This is a genomic window from Candidatus Poribacteria bacterium (genome assembly GCA_021162805.1).
In the GTDB taxonomy this organism is placed as follows: domain Bacteria; phylum Poribacteria; class WGA-4E; order B28-G17; family B28-G17; genus JAGGXZ01.
The window spans coordinates 1-14,562 of sequence record JAGGXZ010000081.1 but is presented as its reverse complement, the minus strand read 5'-3'; the positions used below and the strand labels follow the sequence as shown (position 1 = coordinate 14,562).

Annotated in this window: 14 protein-coding genes; 7 read left to right on the top strand and 7 right to left on the bottom strand. The window is 53.8% G+C overall.

The annotated features are described in order from the left end of the window. The first annotated feature begins 8 nt into the window (after positions 1-8). The 4 genes from J7M22_06355 (at position 9) to trxA (ending at position 4,377) form a co-directional block, all read left to right on the top strand. Entirely contained in the window at positions 9-2,852 is a 2,844-nt protein-coding gene (locus tag J7M22_06355; GenBank protein ID MCD6506231.1) for an anaerobic glycerol-3-phosphate dehydrogenase subunit C, read from the top strand. Beyond that, positions 2,849-3,700: a pantoate--beta-alanine ligase gene (locus tag J7M22_06350; protein MCD6506230.1), complete on the top strand. Its 852-nt coding sequence runs from the start codon at positions 2,849-2,851 to the stop codon at positions 3,698-3,700. Before J7M22_06355 ends, J7M22_06350 begins: the two co-directional genes overlap by 4 nt. Before the next feature lie 154 nt (positions 3,701-3,854). After that, complete coding sequence (locus J7M22_06345; protein ID MCD6506229.1) at positions 3,855-4,025, top strand: hypothetical protein; 171 nt, start codon at positions 3,855-3,857, stop codon at positions 4,023-4,025. Between the two features lie 16 nt (positions 4,026-4,041). Next, on the top strand, positions 4,042-4,377 hold the full coding sequence (gene trxA, locus J7M22_06340; GenBank protein ID MCD6506228.1) for a thioredoxin: 336 nt from the start codon (positions 4,042-4,044) through the stop codon (positions 4,375-4,377). Positions 4,378-4,422: 45 nt separating this feature from the next. On the opposite strand, the gene J7M22_06335 is transcribed toward trxA, so the two are convergent. The 3 genes from J7M22_06335 to J7M22_06325 form a co-directional block, all read right to left on the bottom strand. Continuing rightward, on the bottom strand, positions 4,423-6,036 hold the full coding sequence (locus J7M22_06335) for a sulfatase-like hydrolase/transferase (protein MCD6506227.1): 1,614 nt from the start codon (positions 6,034-6,036) through the stop codon (positions 4,423-4,425). 43 nt (positions 6,037-6,079) lie between these two features. Next, on the bottom strand, positions 6,080-7,090 hold the full coding sequence (locus J7M22_06330; protein ID MCD6506226.1) for a hypothetical protein: 1,011 nt from the start codon (positions 7,088-7,090) through the stop codon (positions 6,080-6,082). A 189-nt stretch (positions 7,091-7,279) separates the two neighbouring features. Beyond that, positions 7,280-9,040 carry a heparinase II/III family protein gene (locus J7M22_06325; GenBank protein MCD6506225.1) on the bottom strand — a complete coding sequence of 587 codons (1,761 nt, stop codon included), beginning with the start codon at positions 9,038-9,040 and terminating at the stop codon, positions 7,280-7,282. 54 nt (positions 9,041-9,094) lie between these two features. On the opposite strand from J7M22_06325, the gene J7M22_06320 reads away from it, so the two are divergent. Genes J7M22_06320 through rlmB form a run of 3 tightly spaced genes read left to right on the top strand, consistent with a single transcriptional unit; the run spans position 9,095 to position 10,358 of the window. Beyond that, positions 9,095-9,400 (top strand): hypothetical protein, encoded by a 306-nt coding sequence (locus tag J7M22_06320; GenBank protein MCD6506224.1) that lies wholly within the window; start codon positions 9,095-9,097, stop codon positions 9,398-9,400. Between the two features lie 43 nt (positions 9,401-9,443). Continuing rightward, a complete protein-coding gene (locus tag J7M22_06315; GenBank protein MCD6506223.1) occupies positions 9,444-9,581 on the top strand; it encodes a hypothetical protein in 138 nt (45 codons plus the stop codon). Positions 9,582-9,587: 6 nt separating this feature from the next. Then, on the top strand, positions 9,588-10,358 hold the full coding sequence (gene rlmB, locus J7M22_06310; GenBank protein ID MCD6506222.1) for a 23S rRNA (guanosine(2251)-2'-O)-methyltransferase RlmB: 771 nt from the start codon (positions 9,588-9,590) through the stop codon (positions 10,356-10,358). On the opposite strand, the gene J7M22_06305 is transcribed toward rlmB, so the two are convergent. The 4 genes from J7M22_06305 to J7M22_06290 all read right to left on the bottom strand — a co-directional run bounded on the left by J7M22_06305 (position 10,324) and on the right by J7M22_06290 (position 14,267). Further along, positions 10,324-11,658, bottom strand: coding sequence for a sigma-54-dependent Fis family transcriptional regulator (locus J7M22_06305; GenBank protein ID MCD6506221.1), 1,335 nt, complete (start codon positions 11,656-11,658; stop codon positions 10,324-10,326). The two genes, rlmB and J7M22_06305, sit on opposite strands and share 35 nt — an antisense overlap. Before the next feature lie 10 nt (positions 11,659-11,668). Then, on the bottom strand, positions 11,669-12,763 hold the full coding sequence (locus J7M22_06300) for a PAS domain-containing protein (GenBank protein ID MCD6506220.1): 1,095 nt from the start codon (positions 12,761-12,763) through the stop codon (positions 11,669-11,671). Continuing rightward, positions 12,760-13,776: an AmmeMemoRadiSam system radical SAM enzyme gene (gene amrS / locus J7M22_06295; GenBank protein MCD6506219.1), complete on the bottom strand. Its 1,017-nt coding sequence runs from the start codon at positions 13,774-13,776 to the stop codon at positions 12,760-12,762. The genes J7M22_06300 and amrS overlap by 4 nt, the downstream gene beginning before the upstream one ends. A 92-nt stretch (positions 13,777-13,868) precedes the next feature. Beyond that, the gene (locus J7M22_06290; protein ID MCD6506218.1) at positions 13,869-14,267 is read right to left on the bottom strand and encodes a YjbQ family protein; all 399 of its coding nucleotides are present in this window, start codon (positions 14,265-14,267) and stop codon (positions 13,869-13,871) included. Positions 14,268-14,562 lie beyond the last annotated feature (295 nt).

Here is a 14,562-nt window from a genome sequence, read left to right as displayed (position 1 = left end):
GATGAAAGATGATTGATCCCGATAGAGTTGAAAGACATCTGAAAACGCTCATAAGCGGTGACGTTAGGTTCGATGAGATAACCCGGACGATCTACAGCACCGCCGCTTGTCTTTATAAGATCAAGCCGATCGGGGTGATATATCCGAAAAACGCCGACGATCTGGTTAAACTGGCCGAATACGCATCCGATCAAAGGATATCCCTTACGGCAAGGGGAGCCGGTTCCAGCCTTGCCGGTCAGGCGGTGAATGACGGCCTGATCGTCGATCTGAGCAAATACATGAACCGTATAATCGAGATCAATCCCGATGATGGATATGCCGTCGTTCAGCCCGGGGTCGTCCAGGATATCCTACAGAGGGAGCTTAAAAGGTATGGCAAGTTCTTCCCCCCCGATACCTCAAGCAGCGCCTATAGCACCATCGGAGGTGGAATCGCCAACAACTCCTCCGGCGCAAGATCCGTCAAATATGGGACCACGAAGGATTACGTCCTATCGCTTGAGCTGGTGCTCTCAGACGGAGATCTGGTGAAAACCAAACCCGTTCCCCTGGAGCTTATACCCGATGATTTTCCCGGCAGGCCCGGCTCGCTTGAACAGGAGATCTATGAGGGACTTAAAAGTATCACCATTGAAAACAGGGATCTCATCGAGAGGTATCGGCCTAAGGCCAAAAGCTCAAGCGGATATAACCTATTCGACCTGATTCAGAATAGGATGTTCGACCTGTCGAAGCTGATCGTCGGATCTGAGGGAACGTTATGCATCGTAACGGAGGCTAGATTGCGCGTCATCGATCTCCCGAAGCACAAGGCTGTGGCGATGGCATATTTCGACGATGTCGTTAAGGCCGGAATGGCCGTGCCGATTCTGCTGGAACTAGGCCCTAGCGCGATAGATGTGATGGATGGGTTGGTTGTGGATCTGGTACGCATGAGGGAAAGGGAGCTGGGACGATTCCTACCTGAAAAGGTTGAGATGGTATATCTGATAGAGTTCGACGGTGAGGATTCAGATCGGGTTCGTCAAAAGCTCAAAGAGGCGGAGCGATCTCTGAGAGAGGAAGGGCTGGTCACCGATTTCCTGCCCGCCCGTGATCAGGATGAGGCCGATAAGCTCTGGAGGGTCCGAAAGGCCGGTTCCGCTATCTTGGGAAGGGTAAAGGGAGAGAAACGACCGCTGCGCTTCATCGAGGACGTGTCGGTTCCTCCCGAAAGATTGGCCGAGTTCCTCGGTAAGCTCTGGGGGATACTGAAGAGATATGACGTTCGCGTAGGTACGATAGGGCATGCCGGAGATAGCAACTTTCACGTCAGACCCCTGTTAAATCCCAAGGACCCATCGGATATCGAGAAGATGCGGCTGATAGCGGAGGAAACCTTCTCGCTGGTGGTGGAGATGGAGGGGTCGATTTCGGGCGAACACGGCGACGGATTGCTGAGAACGCCCTTCCTCAGGAAGGAGTTCGGCGAGCTTTACGATCTGTTCTTCCAGGTCAAACGCCTGTTCGATCCGCTCAACCTGCTCAATCCCGGCAAGATCATCCCTCAGGAAGGCAAGGGATTCACCGATAACCTCCGTTACGGGCCGGAATATCGATATATACAGACCGGATCGAGGCTTGATCGGGAGAGGATGCACGAGGAACTGGAGAAATGCGACGGCTGCGGCACATGTCGGTCGTATTGCCCGGTGTTCGGTGCCCTGGGAGAGGAGAGAGGAGCCAGCCGCGCCAAGGTGAATCTCATCAGGGCCGCTCTTACAGGCGATCTTCCCCCTGAGATGCTGACCTCAACCGAGTTCAAATCGGTGATGGATCTATGTTATAACTGTAAGCGATGTCTGAACGAATGCCCGGCGTTGGTTAACGTCCCAATGCTTTGTCTTGAGGCGAGGGCCGTATATGTGCGCGAACACGGCCTCTCGATTCAGAATCTATTCCTGGGCAACGCCTCGAAAATCGCTCCGCTCGCCACTACTTTCGCCCCTTTGGCCAATCTGACGATGCAACTCAAACCGATCAGATGGCTGATGGAGTTGATCCTCGGGATACACAGGGATAGGAGGATGCCCAGGTACAGGTTCATGACCCTTTCCAGGAGATATCCGAGGCGAAAACCGACGGGGGAGAAAAAGGTGGCCTATTTCGCCGGGTGTTACGCCAACTACAACGATCCGGCCGGCGAAGGGGTATCGACGGTTGAGGTGCTGCGCAGACATGGGTATGAGGTTTACATCCCGAAGACCAAATGCTGTAATGTGGCTAAGATCACGATGGGCGGTATAGAGGAGTCAATGGACGATATCCGTGAGAACGTGGACATCCTCTCCCAACTGGTCGATGAGGGATTCGAGATACTCTTCAGCGCTCCGAGCTGCCTCCTGGCGGTGAGGATGGAGTATCCGGAGATATTGGACGATGAAAGATCCAAAAGGCTGGCGGAGCACTGTCATTACATATTCGAGTTCCTGTTCGATCTGAAGGAAAGAGGCGAGCTGGTGGAGGAGCTTAATCCGGTCGATATGAAGGCGGCATATCAGATACCGTGTCATCTCAAGGCGCTCGGTGAGGACAGAACGTTGGTGATTTTGAGACGGATACCGGGACTGGAGATTACAACCGTGGCTGATAGATGTTGTGGGATAGCGGGGACGTTCGGAATGAAAAAGCAGTATTACGACCTGTCGCTGAAGGCCGGGGAACCGCTTTTCCGGCAGATCCTCTCCAGCGGTGCTGAGATCGTCATATCGAGCTGTGGAACCTGCAGGTTACAGATAGAACAGGCCACAGGATTGAAAACGATACACCCCATAGAGGTTTTATTCAGGTCATATGAGGTGAAACCATGATGGTTCTGAGTAAGCCTGAGGAGGTGCAGAGGCATTGCGAGAGGGTGCGTCTTCAGGGCAAGAGGATCGGATTCGTCCCCACCATGGGGTATTTCCATGAGGGACACCTGACGCTGATGCGCAGGGCAAGGGAGGAGAACGACCTCCTCGTCGTCAGCCTTTTCGTTAACCCCACCCAGTTCGGGCCGAACGAGGATTACGAGAGGTATCCCCGAGACCTCGATAGGGACAGGGAACTTGCCGAGAAGGAAGGCGTCGATCTCCTCTTCGTCCCATCGGTCGAGGATATGTATCCGGCCGGATACGCCACATATGTCGAGGTGACGGGAACGTTAACATCGGTGCTCTGCGGCGCCAGGCGTCCCGGACATTTCCGCGGCGTCACGACCGTAGTCGCCAAGCTTTTCAACATAGTCAAACCACATAGGGCCTATTTCGGCGAGAAGGACGCCCAACAGCTCAGGGTGATCAAACGCATGGCGAAGGATCTGAACTTCGACGTCGAGATCATCTCCGTCCCCACGGTCAGAGAATCGGACGGACTGGCCATGAGCTCGAGGAACGAGTATCTTTCCCCTGAGGAGAGAAAAGCAGCCCTTGTCCTTTGGAGATCCCTAAACTTGGCCCGAAGCCTCGCGGAGGCGGGCGAGAGAAAGGCCGATCGGATTATATCTGAGATGCGTAGGTTAATCGAATCTGAACCGCTCGCTAAGATAGATTACGTCGAGATAGTGGACTCCGAGACGTTGGAGAAGGTGGATAGGATAGAAGGAGAGGTTCTGGTGGCTTTGGCCGTCTTCATCGGAACCACCCGTCTCATAGATAACATGATCATCTCTGTTTCGTGAAACACAAACGTTGCACAACAGCTTCGTTGCGCGACGAAATCTCCCGATTTCTCCCGTTGGGATTCATCTTTCGTGGCGGGGGATCCGCTGCTGATGGCGAGATGGCACGTGTCTTGCTTATAAATCCTCATCAATATGAACCGAGGTGATACGATTGATCTTGAAGGCGGTGATAGGAGCAATCGTGGGAGGAGCTCTGGGATTCGCTATGAATAGGATCTACACGAGATATAGCGAATCCAAGGGATATTGCATCTTCCTCTGTAATCCCTATGGCGCCATAATCTACGGCGCGGCCATGGGTGTGTTGGTCGCAACCATGTGAGAGGAGGTGTTCGGATATGGAGATAGAGCTGAACGAGAAAAACTTTCAGAACGAGGTCCTCTCATCCGATAAGCCCGTTTTGGTCGATTTCTGGGCATCCTGGTGTGGCCCGTGTCTGATGCTAGCTCCGATAGTGGAGAGAATCGCCGAGAAGTATGAGGGGAAGGTTAAGGTAGGCAAAGTCAACGTCGATGAGAACCTATCGCTCGCCTACAGATATGGAATTCGAGCCATACCGACGGTGATCATCTTCCACAAGGGGGAAGCCGTCCGAAAACTGGTCGGTGTCCGCTCGGAAGCGGAATACAGCAGCGAGCTTGAGAGGCTGATCTCAAAGGATGAGAAAGCGTGATTTCCCGTGGTAGGGACGAGGCATTTAGTTTTGAATGCCTCGCCCCTACTTGCGGGTGATCTTGAAGTTCGCCACGCTTTCCTCGCTTTCCCTGTAACCTATTCTGATCGCCTTCGCCCTTATCCTCGTTTCCCCTATCGGCAGGCGTATCGGTTCGGTATAGAGCCTCCAGTGAGGCCTCTCGCCATCCTCAAAGGTATAACCGATGGAAGCTCCCTGAGTGGCACAGTGGATCTGCAGCAACACCGGCGCGGTAAATGCGCCTCCCTTCGGAGCAGGCTCCAGACCCGGATTCTCCTCACAGATCGGGATGAAAAGCGGAGGAGCGGTCTGAGGCTGTCTGCCCTCGGGATACCAGCGTCGTACCATCTCCTCCTCGGAGATATGTCCCATATCGCCGACTTCCTCAAGCCACTCATCCAATGCCCTGCGCATCCTCTCCAAAACCGGCCTGTATTCCGGATCGTAGGCAAGGTTGTTTATCTCGTAGGGATCGCTCTGCGTGTCATATAGCTCCTCAACAGGACGCCGCGATCGGAACATCAGCAGCTGAGGTCCTTCCAATTTCCCCTCCAGATATAGACGCCACATCTCCTGCAGGATGGGATGACGGTTACGATAGGGTATCCAGAGCAGATATGGCAGATCGGGCCGGTAATTACGGATGTATTTGAATCGCTTGTCCCGGACGGCACGGACCATATCGTAGGACTCGTCATATCGGTCGCGGGTGGCGTAGACGTATTTTCTGGGCGGAGCGGCCTGTTCCCCGAGGAAGGCTCGTCCCTGCATGTGGTATGGGATCTCCACGCCGGCTATGGAGAGAACCGTGGGGCCGAGGTCTATGGTGCTTATCAGCCGGTCGCTGACGCCTCCCGGCTCGATCACGCCGGGCCAGCGGACGATCAGAGGCACGTGGATCCCCGCATCGTAGGGCCATCTCTTGCCCCGGGGCAGCGGCCCGTGATCGGACCAGTGGAAGACCACCGTGTTCTCAGCCAGACCGTTCTCCTCCAGCTGTCGCAGAAGCTCTCCTAGGATTCGGTCGTTGTATTCGATGTTCGTATACATCCGCGCCAGCGCCTCGCGCACCTTAGGCGTGTCGGGATAATAGGGCGGCACCTCCATCTCATCGGGATCAAATGTGATCTGAGGGCACTTCTCAGGCCACATCCCGCTTTCATGAGTACGGGTGAGGTTGAAGACGGCGAAGAAGGGCTGATCGGGATCAGGACGGTTACGCCAATGGGCCTCCCTGCTCAGCTCATCCCATGCTGTGAATGGTGGATCGAACTGATAGTCCGTTTTAACGTTGTTCGTGCAATAGTAGCCCGCCGCCCGGAGATATTCGGTGAAACATCGGACGTAATGGGGCACCACGGCGGAATAGGGGGTGGGTATCTCAGGCGTGAACGGATTGGTATGGGTGGTACGCATGTGGTGTGTGCCGATCGAGATGGGATACATGCCGGTGATGATGGCCGATCGGGCCGGAGCACATACCCCAGCCGTAGAGAACGCATGGGTGTAAAGACATCCCTCAGATGCCAGGCGGTCCAAGTTGGGCGTCCGGGCAACAAGATCGCCATAACATCCATAAAAGGGGTTTGTGTCCTCAAAGGAGATCCAAAGGATGTTCGGTCTTCTTCCCTCAGGCATTTCTACCTCCTCCTCATTGCGATCTCATATCGCCCGCGCTTAATCACTGCCAGTATGTCGCGTATTTATCCATGGCTCGCGCGGCCGCCTCGATGCTCTCTATCGGCGTAGGGGGGTAGACGCCCCAGATCAAACTCAGTCCTCCTTTCGGTGAGCCCAGCGTCTTTATGCAGTTGAGTATGTGGGCGTCCACCTCCTGAGGAGTGCCGAAGACGGTGATCTTCTGACGATCTATATCGAGATTGATGAACACCTTCCCCTTCGCCAACCTGGAGATGTTCTCCAAACCGTTGACGAGATCCTGAGGATTGAGTATGGAGATGCCACATTCGATGAGATCCGGTATGATATCCACGATGTAGCCGTCGGTGTGAAGCGAGACATGAACGCCGTTGGAACGGCAATAGGAGAAGATGTGTTTATAGGATGGCTTTATGTATCTCCTCCATGAGTCGGGACTTATCGGCAGCGAATGTTGCAGCCCAAGATCGTCCCCGAAGCCGATCGCATCGACGCCGATCTCAACCCATCTCCTGACCACCTCAAACCAATAATCCTCGACTATACCTATAAGCTCATCGAGCTCCGGGCGGCCCTCAGCAACGTCGAGCATGAAGTTCTCGAACCCGCGCAGGTATGTGAGACGCAGATAGATGAAACCGTGATCCGTGTGTCCCCATGCCACCCCGCCTTGTGATTTGACCCTCTCGACGTTCTCCCTTGCTTTTCCCCAATCGGTGAACTCATCCGGATCGGGCGGTTTATACCTCGCCAGATCCGACCATGATGAGATCGGATGGCCTATACACTGTCCGTCCAGCGCCTCAAGCGGATATATCCAGTGACACCCCCACCTATCCGTTGTCTCGCTGTACGCCTTGTGGCTGGGGGATCGGCTGATGCCCACTGAGACGTGGGGCGAAAATCCCTCCAGCCAGTTCAATCTCTCCCCATATCTCCTCCACACCGGATATGTGATGGAGATATGGGATCGGACGATTCCATCTCCATCCAGGTTCATATCCCTGAGGAATCTCTCCCTCGCATTTGCCATATAACACCCCTTATTGGAATTAGATCAACGGTCATTTGTGGTCATTAGGTCATTTGGCTTCGCCGTCATTGAAACGTCCGCAGTCGGCAGTCCGCCGTCCGCCGATATTTCACTGCGGACCATGGACGATTTACCTAAGGTACATGTTAGATCATCTGACCTTGTCGTCATTTGGGTTACAGCGAGTACCTATTTGTCGAGTGGGGTTAGCCTGATAAGGATCTCGACCGATTCAACCCTGCTCGGGGGACGGACGGTGATCTTGCGTATCCCTTTGATCGGCCTTTGAGGCGGCGGGATGCTCACCTCATGTGATTCCACGATGGCATCTTTCGGCTCGATAACCTCCAGCAGCAGGGTCGCCCCGTTCTGGCTCAACATCGCTTTTGATCCTTCGACCTTCACGCTTGCCGGCGTATGCATGTTCCAAGCCACCTCGACCGGCTCCCTAGCCTTGATTACATCCCGAATGAGGACGTATCTCCTCTCCACAAGCGAGACCGTCCTCAGGACTTTCTCGGCCAGATCCCCGTATGCTGCCGATAAATCGGCGGCAGCCGATGCAAGATCGGGGGTCGATTTGAAATCGACTATGGGAGCTTCAGCGTGAGGATCTTGGTTTTCGCCGTTCAAAGTTATCGTGTTGTGTCCTTCCGTTCTGAGCCTGTAGTAGCTCCATCTTTGCCTCCCGAAGTATCCGGGGATGTTGTAGTCGTCCGCGCCGAGGTCCACCGCCCATCTGTGTCCGTCGGCATCCAGCACGAAGCTACCTAGGTCCAGATGGCTATGGTTTGCCTTATTATCGCCGCCTTTGAAGCCGATGAAGATCGCCCTCTCGTCCTCCCACCTGCTTCTGAGGAAAACCACGTTCACGTTGTGAAACCACCTATCCAAGGGTAAACCCTCCTCAGAGGGGCTTTCGCTCCGAGGATCGAACCAGAGGAGATCAAGGGGATGGACGTGGTGAGAGGCCATATGATGCTGATACCAGGCGTAGACGGGTTTATCGAAACGCCTGGCAAGCCAGAACATCTGTGACGCGTGAGGAGCCCTATCGCCGCTATCGGCGTAATTGAACGTCTTCCAGAGAGGCCCCGTCATGTAGATACAGAAATACCCCGTCTCCGAAAATCCCGGCATATCGGACAACCCGAAGTCTGTTCCCAGAGCTGTCTCAAGCGCCGCCAGGAGATAGACGTTATAGCTGGTGGCGTAGTTCCAATATCCCGGCCCCTCAGCCCATCCGCCGTCCGGATTGAACATACGCATGGGGATCTTGATCGACTCAAGGGCATATCCTAACACCCTATCGGCCAGATCTGGGATCTCATCCGCTATGGCGAGGGCCCCGATGGCGATGCCGCCGTTGCAGACCTGGTTCCAGTTGTGGTTGCATTTGGCCCACCATCCTCCCCTCTCGTAAACCCTCAGGGCTGGATCGATTCCTTTCTCGATGATCGCCTCGCGGATCATTCTCCTCTCCCCATCGGAGAGCGAATCGTAGAGCCAATCATATCCTATGGCGAAGGCATGCGTCATCTCAGCCGTGTCGAGGAAGTGGCGCGGGTTCCAATCGGGGAAGTTCGCCGCCGCCTTCAACTCCCTCACAGCCCTCTCCTTATATCTTCGGTCGCCGCTTAACCTGAACATCGTAGCGAGGTGATATATCCGGTTAAGGCATCTTCTGCTCACGCCCAGTAGCCTCAACCCGTCGGGTATCTCATATCTGACGGGAGGCTCAGAGAGGATTTTATCGGCCTGTCGTTTTATCCTTTCGAAATATCGCCTGGCCATCTCGTTTTCACCGATGGCCCTTTTGACCCTTTCAAGTTCATCCCGCGTGATAATCAGGCGCGGGTGATCACGTTTAAGCGTTGCCGTAGGATTAGGGGGTATCCCCGGCTCAAAGTTCACCCCTGATATCATCAGAGCACAGACGAAACCGACCATATCTCGCCTCCGTCTTGAAGGTTGACCGCCTGAGTATATCACTGAGAGGGGCGTATGTCAACCCTTGCCGAGGTGGTGAGGGTCATCGACGGGGAGGGTGCCCTTCAAAACTGTATATTCGGTCTCGAAAGATGCGATAGGACCCCGGTCGCCGATCTGGCAACCAAGGATATACCTTCTATTCACCCTCCAATCGCTTCAGTTCAGTGCCCGAGTCCGGCGGTGTTGGAGTGGATAAGCGCTTCGAGACGTGAGATGAACGTCCGATTTGATTCCCCTGGAAGCGGTTCCATCGTGTCCGATCTCCTGGCACTTTACGGAGAACACTTGACAGGTATGAGTCTATTAAGCTATCATTGAAGGGCTTGTTCCGGAGGGATGATCGTCCACGAGAGGTTGGTCGATGTTCAGAAGGAGAAGGTTTCTAACGCCGGAGGAAATTCATAGGAGAATTAAGATCCGCAAGATCATTTTTCATATCCTATATCCGATCGCTATGGCCCTGATCTCCTTCCTCATACTGATGGCCTTAAAGGTATAACCGGCCATGGACGTTGAAATCATAAAAGGCAGAAATGCCGTCCTGGAGATTTTGAGGTCGTCTAGAAGACATGTCATAGAGCTGGTTGTCCGTAAATCGCCGAATGATCCCAAACTCAGGGCGGCTGTGGAAATCGCTCGGAGGAGGGGAATCAAGGTCGTCTTTCAAAGGACAGAGGAGCTTGATAGGTTAGCTGAAGGTCGGAAACACCAGGGGATAGTCGCCATAACTTCCCCGGTAAGATACTCCACCCTTGACCAGATCATCGATAAGGCCTTTCTCTCCAAGAGAGTTCCCCTTATCGTGGTCTTAGATCATATTCAGGATCCACACAATCTAGGTGCAATAATAAGAACGGCTGAGGCGGTCGGCGTGCATGGCGTGGTGATACCGAAGAGACGTGCCGCCGGCCTCACCCCAACGGTCGTTAAGATCTCATCCGGGGCGGCGGATCATATCCCGGTCGCTAGGGTGTCGAACATCGCTATGACCTTGGAAAGGCTGAAGGAGGAGGGGATCTGGATCGTCGGTCTCATGCCGGAAGCCGAACGGAACATATATCAGATTGATATGAGAATACCGCTTGCTCTGGTCATCGGATCGGAGGGTAAGGGATTAAGCAGACTTGTCTCGGAAAGGTGTGATATGCTGGTTTCCATACCTATGTTCGGTGATATCAGCTCACTCAACGCTTCAGTGGCGGCGGCGGTGGCCCTCTATGAGGCCGTGCGACAAAGGATCTCTAGCTCTCAGGGACATCTATCTTATACTCCTTGATCTTCCGCCATAGCGTATTACGGCCTATTCCGAGCTGTTCTGCCGTTTTGGATCTATTTCCTCTATTTCGCCTGAGAACGGCCTCGATATATCTCCTCTCAAGCTCTTTCAGCGTATATTCCCCCTCTATCCCCTCGGCTATCAGGCCGAGAAGGATATCCTCGGAACCTTTCCGCAGCGTATCCGGCAGGTCGTCCGGTCCGATGATCGGATCGTGGGAGAGCAGGACAGCCCTTTCAATGGCGTTCTCGAGTTCTCTGACGTTCCCCGGCCAATCGTAGCTCAGGAGCATCCTGCGTGCCTCGGACGACATCTCTCTGATCTCCTTTTTCAGTTTGGCGCTGAACCGCTCCAGGAAATACTCAGCAAGCGGGAGTATATCGTCAGGGCGTTCCCTAAGCGGCGGAATCTCGATCATCACCACGTTCAACCTGTAGAAGAGATCATCCCTGAACTTCCCCTCATCGACGAGGGCCTTAAGGTCTTTATTTGTTGCCGCTATGACCCTCACGTCGATGGGGATCGTCTCGTTGCTGCCCACCCTTCTTATCCGTTTCTCCTCCAAAACCCTGAGCAGCTTGACCTGCATCGGGAAGGGTATCTCGGCCACCTCGTCGAGGAATATGGTCCCGCCATCCGCTTCCTCGAACAGTCCTTTCCTATTATAGCTCGCCCCCGTGAACGCACCCTTAACATGGCCGAAGAGCTCGCTTTCGAAAAGCGCCTCCGGGATGGCTCCGCAGTTAACGGGAACGAAAGGCCCCTCAGCCCTATGGCTGTGGGTATGAATCGCCTTAGCCACCAGTTCCTTACCCGTTCCGCTTTCCCCCTGTATGAGCACAGTGGTATCGGTCTTGGATACGACTGAGATCATCTCGAAGATCCGCTGCATGGAGCGGCTCTTGCCTATTATGTTGCCGAGCTTATACCTCTCCTTGACCTGTGATCGGAGGTTTTTCACAGCTCTGCGAAGCCTTTTATGCTCGACGGCTTTCCGGACGTGCAACAGTAAATCGTCTGGATCTATGGGTTTAGTCAGGTAATCGAAGGCGCCGAGCCTTATGGCCTCGACGGCCGACTCTATGGAGCCGAAGGCGGTAAGTATAATCACCTCGGTCTCCGGCGAGATACGCTTTGCCTCTCTCAACAGCTCCAGACCGCTTCCATCGCTCAATCTCAGATCAGTAAGGGCCAGATCGTAAACCTCCCCCTCGATCCTCCCGACCGCCTCCTGAACGGTCTCCGCCTCGTCCACCGCATATCCGTGACGTCTGAGGAGCATCGAGATGGTAAACCTCATGGATTTTTCGTCATCGACTATGAGTATTCTGCCCTTCACCTTCCCCCTCCGGACCTCTTATCGGAAGGAACACCTTGAAGGTAGCACCCCTTCCGGGCTCGCTTTCGACCTCTATCCTCCCATCATGTTGCTCGACGATCCTCTGCGCTATCGAAAGGCCCAGGCCGGTTCCCTGGGGCTTGTCGGTGTAGAAGGGGGCGAAAATCCTGTCCATCTTATCCGGCTCGATCCCGATCCCCGTGTCGGAGATGATCAGGCATATCTCATCTCCCACCCTTTCGGATCTCAGGGTTAGCCTCCCGCCCTTCCTCATCGCCTGGAGGGCATTGAGGATGACGTTCAGAAAGACCTGCTCTATTTGGTAGGGATCCACCCTTATCGGTGGAAGGTTGGGATCGAGCTCCTCGAGGACCTCCACGTCTCGAAACAGATCCGGATTATATCTCAGCACCTTCAGGGCGTCGCGGAGGATCTGATTGACATCCAACATCTCGAACTTAGGGGCTTTCGGCCTTGCGAAGGCCATGAAATCGGAAATTAATATCTCCAGTCTCCTCGATTCCCTCTCGATCGTCTTCGTCAGCACCCTGTACTCCTCATCCGAAAGCTCATCTCTGTGTTCCCTTAGAAGTCTTGCCGATGCCATTATAGAGCTCAGCGGGTTTCTTATCTCGTGGGCCAATCCGGCAGCCATCTCGCCTATTATCGCCAGCTTTTCACGCTTGATGAGTTCCTGCTCGATCTTCTTGAGATAGGTTATATCCCTGGATATCTCGACGACCCGCTCGATGTTTCCATCGGAACCTATCACCGGAAAGCCGGTCACCTCGAACACCCGTTTTTGACCTTCAGGTCCGACCACCTCTCTGGTATCCCTGAACGTCCGATTTGAGGAGAAAACCTCCTCGACGATACAAGGACGGCAGGGTTTGCCGCCGTGAAACACCTCATAACATTTCAAACCGATGATCTCCTCCCGCCTTCTTCCGATGATCTCCTCGGCTGCACGGTTGATGAAGATTATCCTTAGATGGCTATCGACTATCTTTATAACGTCCTGGATGCTATCGAGGACGAGCTTGAAGAACTCCTCCGATATGATCACCCTGACATCTCCACGCCGCTGACCGGTGTCCCACAGTCAGGACACTTTGAATGACGTATTCTGTTCTGAACAACCCTGAACCCGAAGCGCTCTACCAAGAGGGCTCCACAGTTGTGGCAATAGGTATTCTCACCTGGATCTCCGGGGACATTTCCGGAGTAGACGTATCTGAGCCCCTCCTCAAACCCTATCTCGCGGGCCATCTGGATGGTCGAGATGGGAGTGGGACGTGAATCGAGCATCCTGTAGTCCGGATGGAACCTCGATATGTGCCATGGTGTTTCCGGGCCGAGCTCCTTGGAGATGAACCTTGCTATGTCTCTGATCTCCTCCTTCGAGTCGTTGAACCCCGGCACGAGCAGGGTAGTTACCTCAACCCAGACGCCGAGCCCTTTCATGGCTTTGAGCGACTCTAACACCCCTTCCAGCCTGCCGCCCAACCTCCTGTAAGTCTCATCGCGAAAGGATTTAAGGTCCACATTGGCGGCGTCGAGATATCCGTCTATTGTTTCAAGGGCCTCCACGGTCATAAAGCCGTTCGTGACGAAGATGTTGTAAAGGCCCTCCTCATGGGCGAGTTTCGCCGTGTCGTAGGCGTATTCGAAAAATATGGTCGGCTCAGTATATGTGTAGGAAATGCTCCTACATCGATAGTGCTTTGCCGTGGCGACGACATCTTCAGGCGGGAAATCCTGCCCCTTTATCCTCCCCTTCGGATCCTGAATCTGTGATATCTGCCAGTTCTGGCAAAACGGACATCTGAAGTTACATCCCACCGTAGCTATGGACATCGATGCTGACCCGGGCGCCAGATGGAAGATGGGCTTTTTCTCTATCGGATCGACATGAGCGGCGATGGCTTTGGCGTAGACCAGCGAGTAGAGCGTACCACCTCGATTTTCGCGCACCCTACATATTCCCCTCTGGCCGTCGGGGATTAAGCATCTGTGATTGCAAAGACCACACCTGACCCTATTACCATCCAGTTTTTCGTAAAGCATAGCCTCTTTCATCGAGCGCCCCCCTTATCTCATGCGATTATCCTAACATACATCTCCTAATTATGTCAACCTGGTGGATCAGGGGGAGTGTGACCGGCGCTAATTTAACATTCCGCCACTTTGACGAAGACCCTTCTCGTTCGGGGGCCGTCGAACTCACAGAGGTAGATCGCCTGCCATGTGCCCAGCAGCAGGTCACCGTCTTCTATAAGGACCACCTCAGAGGAGCCGACCAGAGTCGATTTTATGTGCGCGGCGGAGTTGCCCTCCACATGGGCATATCTATCCTCAAACGGTATGATCTTGTTCAATTCATATATGATGTCCCTTACCACGTCCGGGTCAGCGTTTTCGTTTATGGTGATCGCCGCTGTGGTGTGAGGGGCGAAAACGTAACATACGCCTTCACCGACTCCGCTTTCCCTCACGATCTCGCGCACCTGAGAGGTGATATCGATGAATTCGACTCTCGATTTGGTTTTCACGTTAAACTTGTAAATCATTCACGTCCTCCTCTTTCGGATTTCAGTATTGCGAGACGGTTCACAATCATGGTAACACTTTCGTAGGGAGGCACTTTATGTGCCGCCGAAATCCGGCGAGGGATAAACCCCCACCCTAAGAGATAAAGTGTTACCCTAATTCATTTAGTATGAACCATCCCCGGAATGTCAGTAGATCACAATGACTAGGGATCAGAATAATCCTAAAATCGATTTGAACGTTAAAAAGCATGGGGCACACCCAAAACCAAATAACAAGGAGGTGAATACCATGTGCGCCCCACGCCAACTGTTT

Coding starts and splice junctions, on each gene's coding strand:
- J7M22_06355 (MCD6506231.1), top strand. CDS start 9: ATGATTGATCCCGATAGAGTTGAAAGACATCTGAAAACGCTCATAAGC.
- J7M22_06350 (MCD6506230.1), top strand. CDS start 2,849: ATGATGGTTCTGAGTAAGCCTGAGGAGGTGCAGAGGCATTGCGAGAGG.
- trxA (MCD6506228.1), top strand. CDS start 4,042: ATGGAGATAGAGCTGAACGAGAAAAACTTTCAGAACGAGGTCCTCTCA.
- J7M22_06335 (MCD6506227.1), bottom strand. CDS start 6,036: ATGCCTGAGGGAAGAAGACCGAACATCCTTTGGATCTCCTTTGAGGAC.
- J7M22_06330 (MCD6506226.1), bottom strand. CDS start 7,090: ATGGCAAATGCGAGGGAGAGATTCCTCAGGGATATGAACCTGGATGGA.
- J7M22_06325 (MCD6506225.1), bottom strand. CDS start 9,040: ATGGTCGGTTTCGTCTGTGCTCTGATGATATCAGGGGTGAACTTTGAG.
- J7M22_06320 (MCD6506224.1), top strand. CDS start 9,095: ATGTCAACCCTTGCCGAGGTGGTGAGGGTCATCGACGGGGAGGGTGCC.
- J7M22_06315 (MCD6506223.1), top strand. CDS start 9,444: ATGTTCAGAAGGAGAAGGTTTCTAACGCCGGAGGAAATTCATAGGAGA.
- rlmB (MCD6506222.1), top strand. CDS start 9,588: ATGGACGTTGAAATCATAAAAGGCAGAAATGCCGTCCTGGAGATTTTG.
- J7M22_06305 (MCD6506221.1), bottom strand. CDS start 11,658: ATGAGGTTTACCATCTCGATGCTCCTCAGACGTCACGGATATGCGGTG.
- amrS (MCD6506219.1), bottom strand. CDS start 13,776: ATGAAAGAGGCTATGCTTTACGAAAAACTGGATGGTAATAGGGTCAGG.
- J7M22_06290 (MCD6506218.1), bottom strand. CDS start 14,267: ATGATTTACAAGTTTAACGTGAAAACCAAATCGAGAGTCGAATTCATC.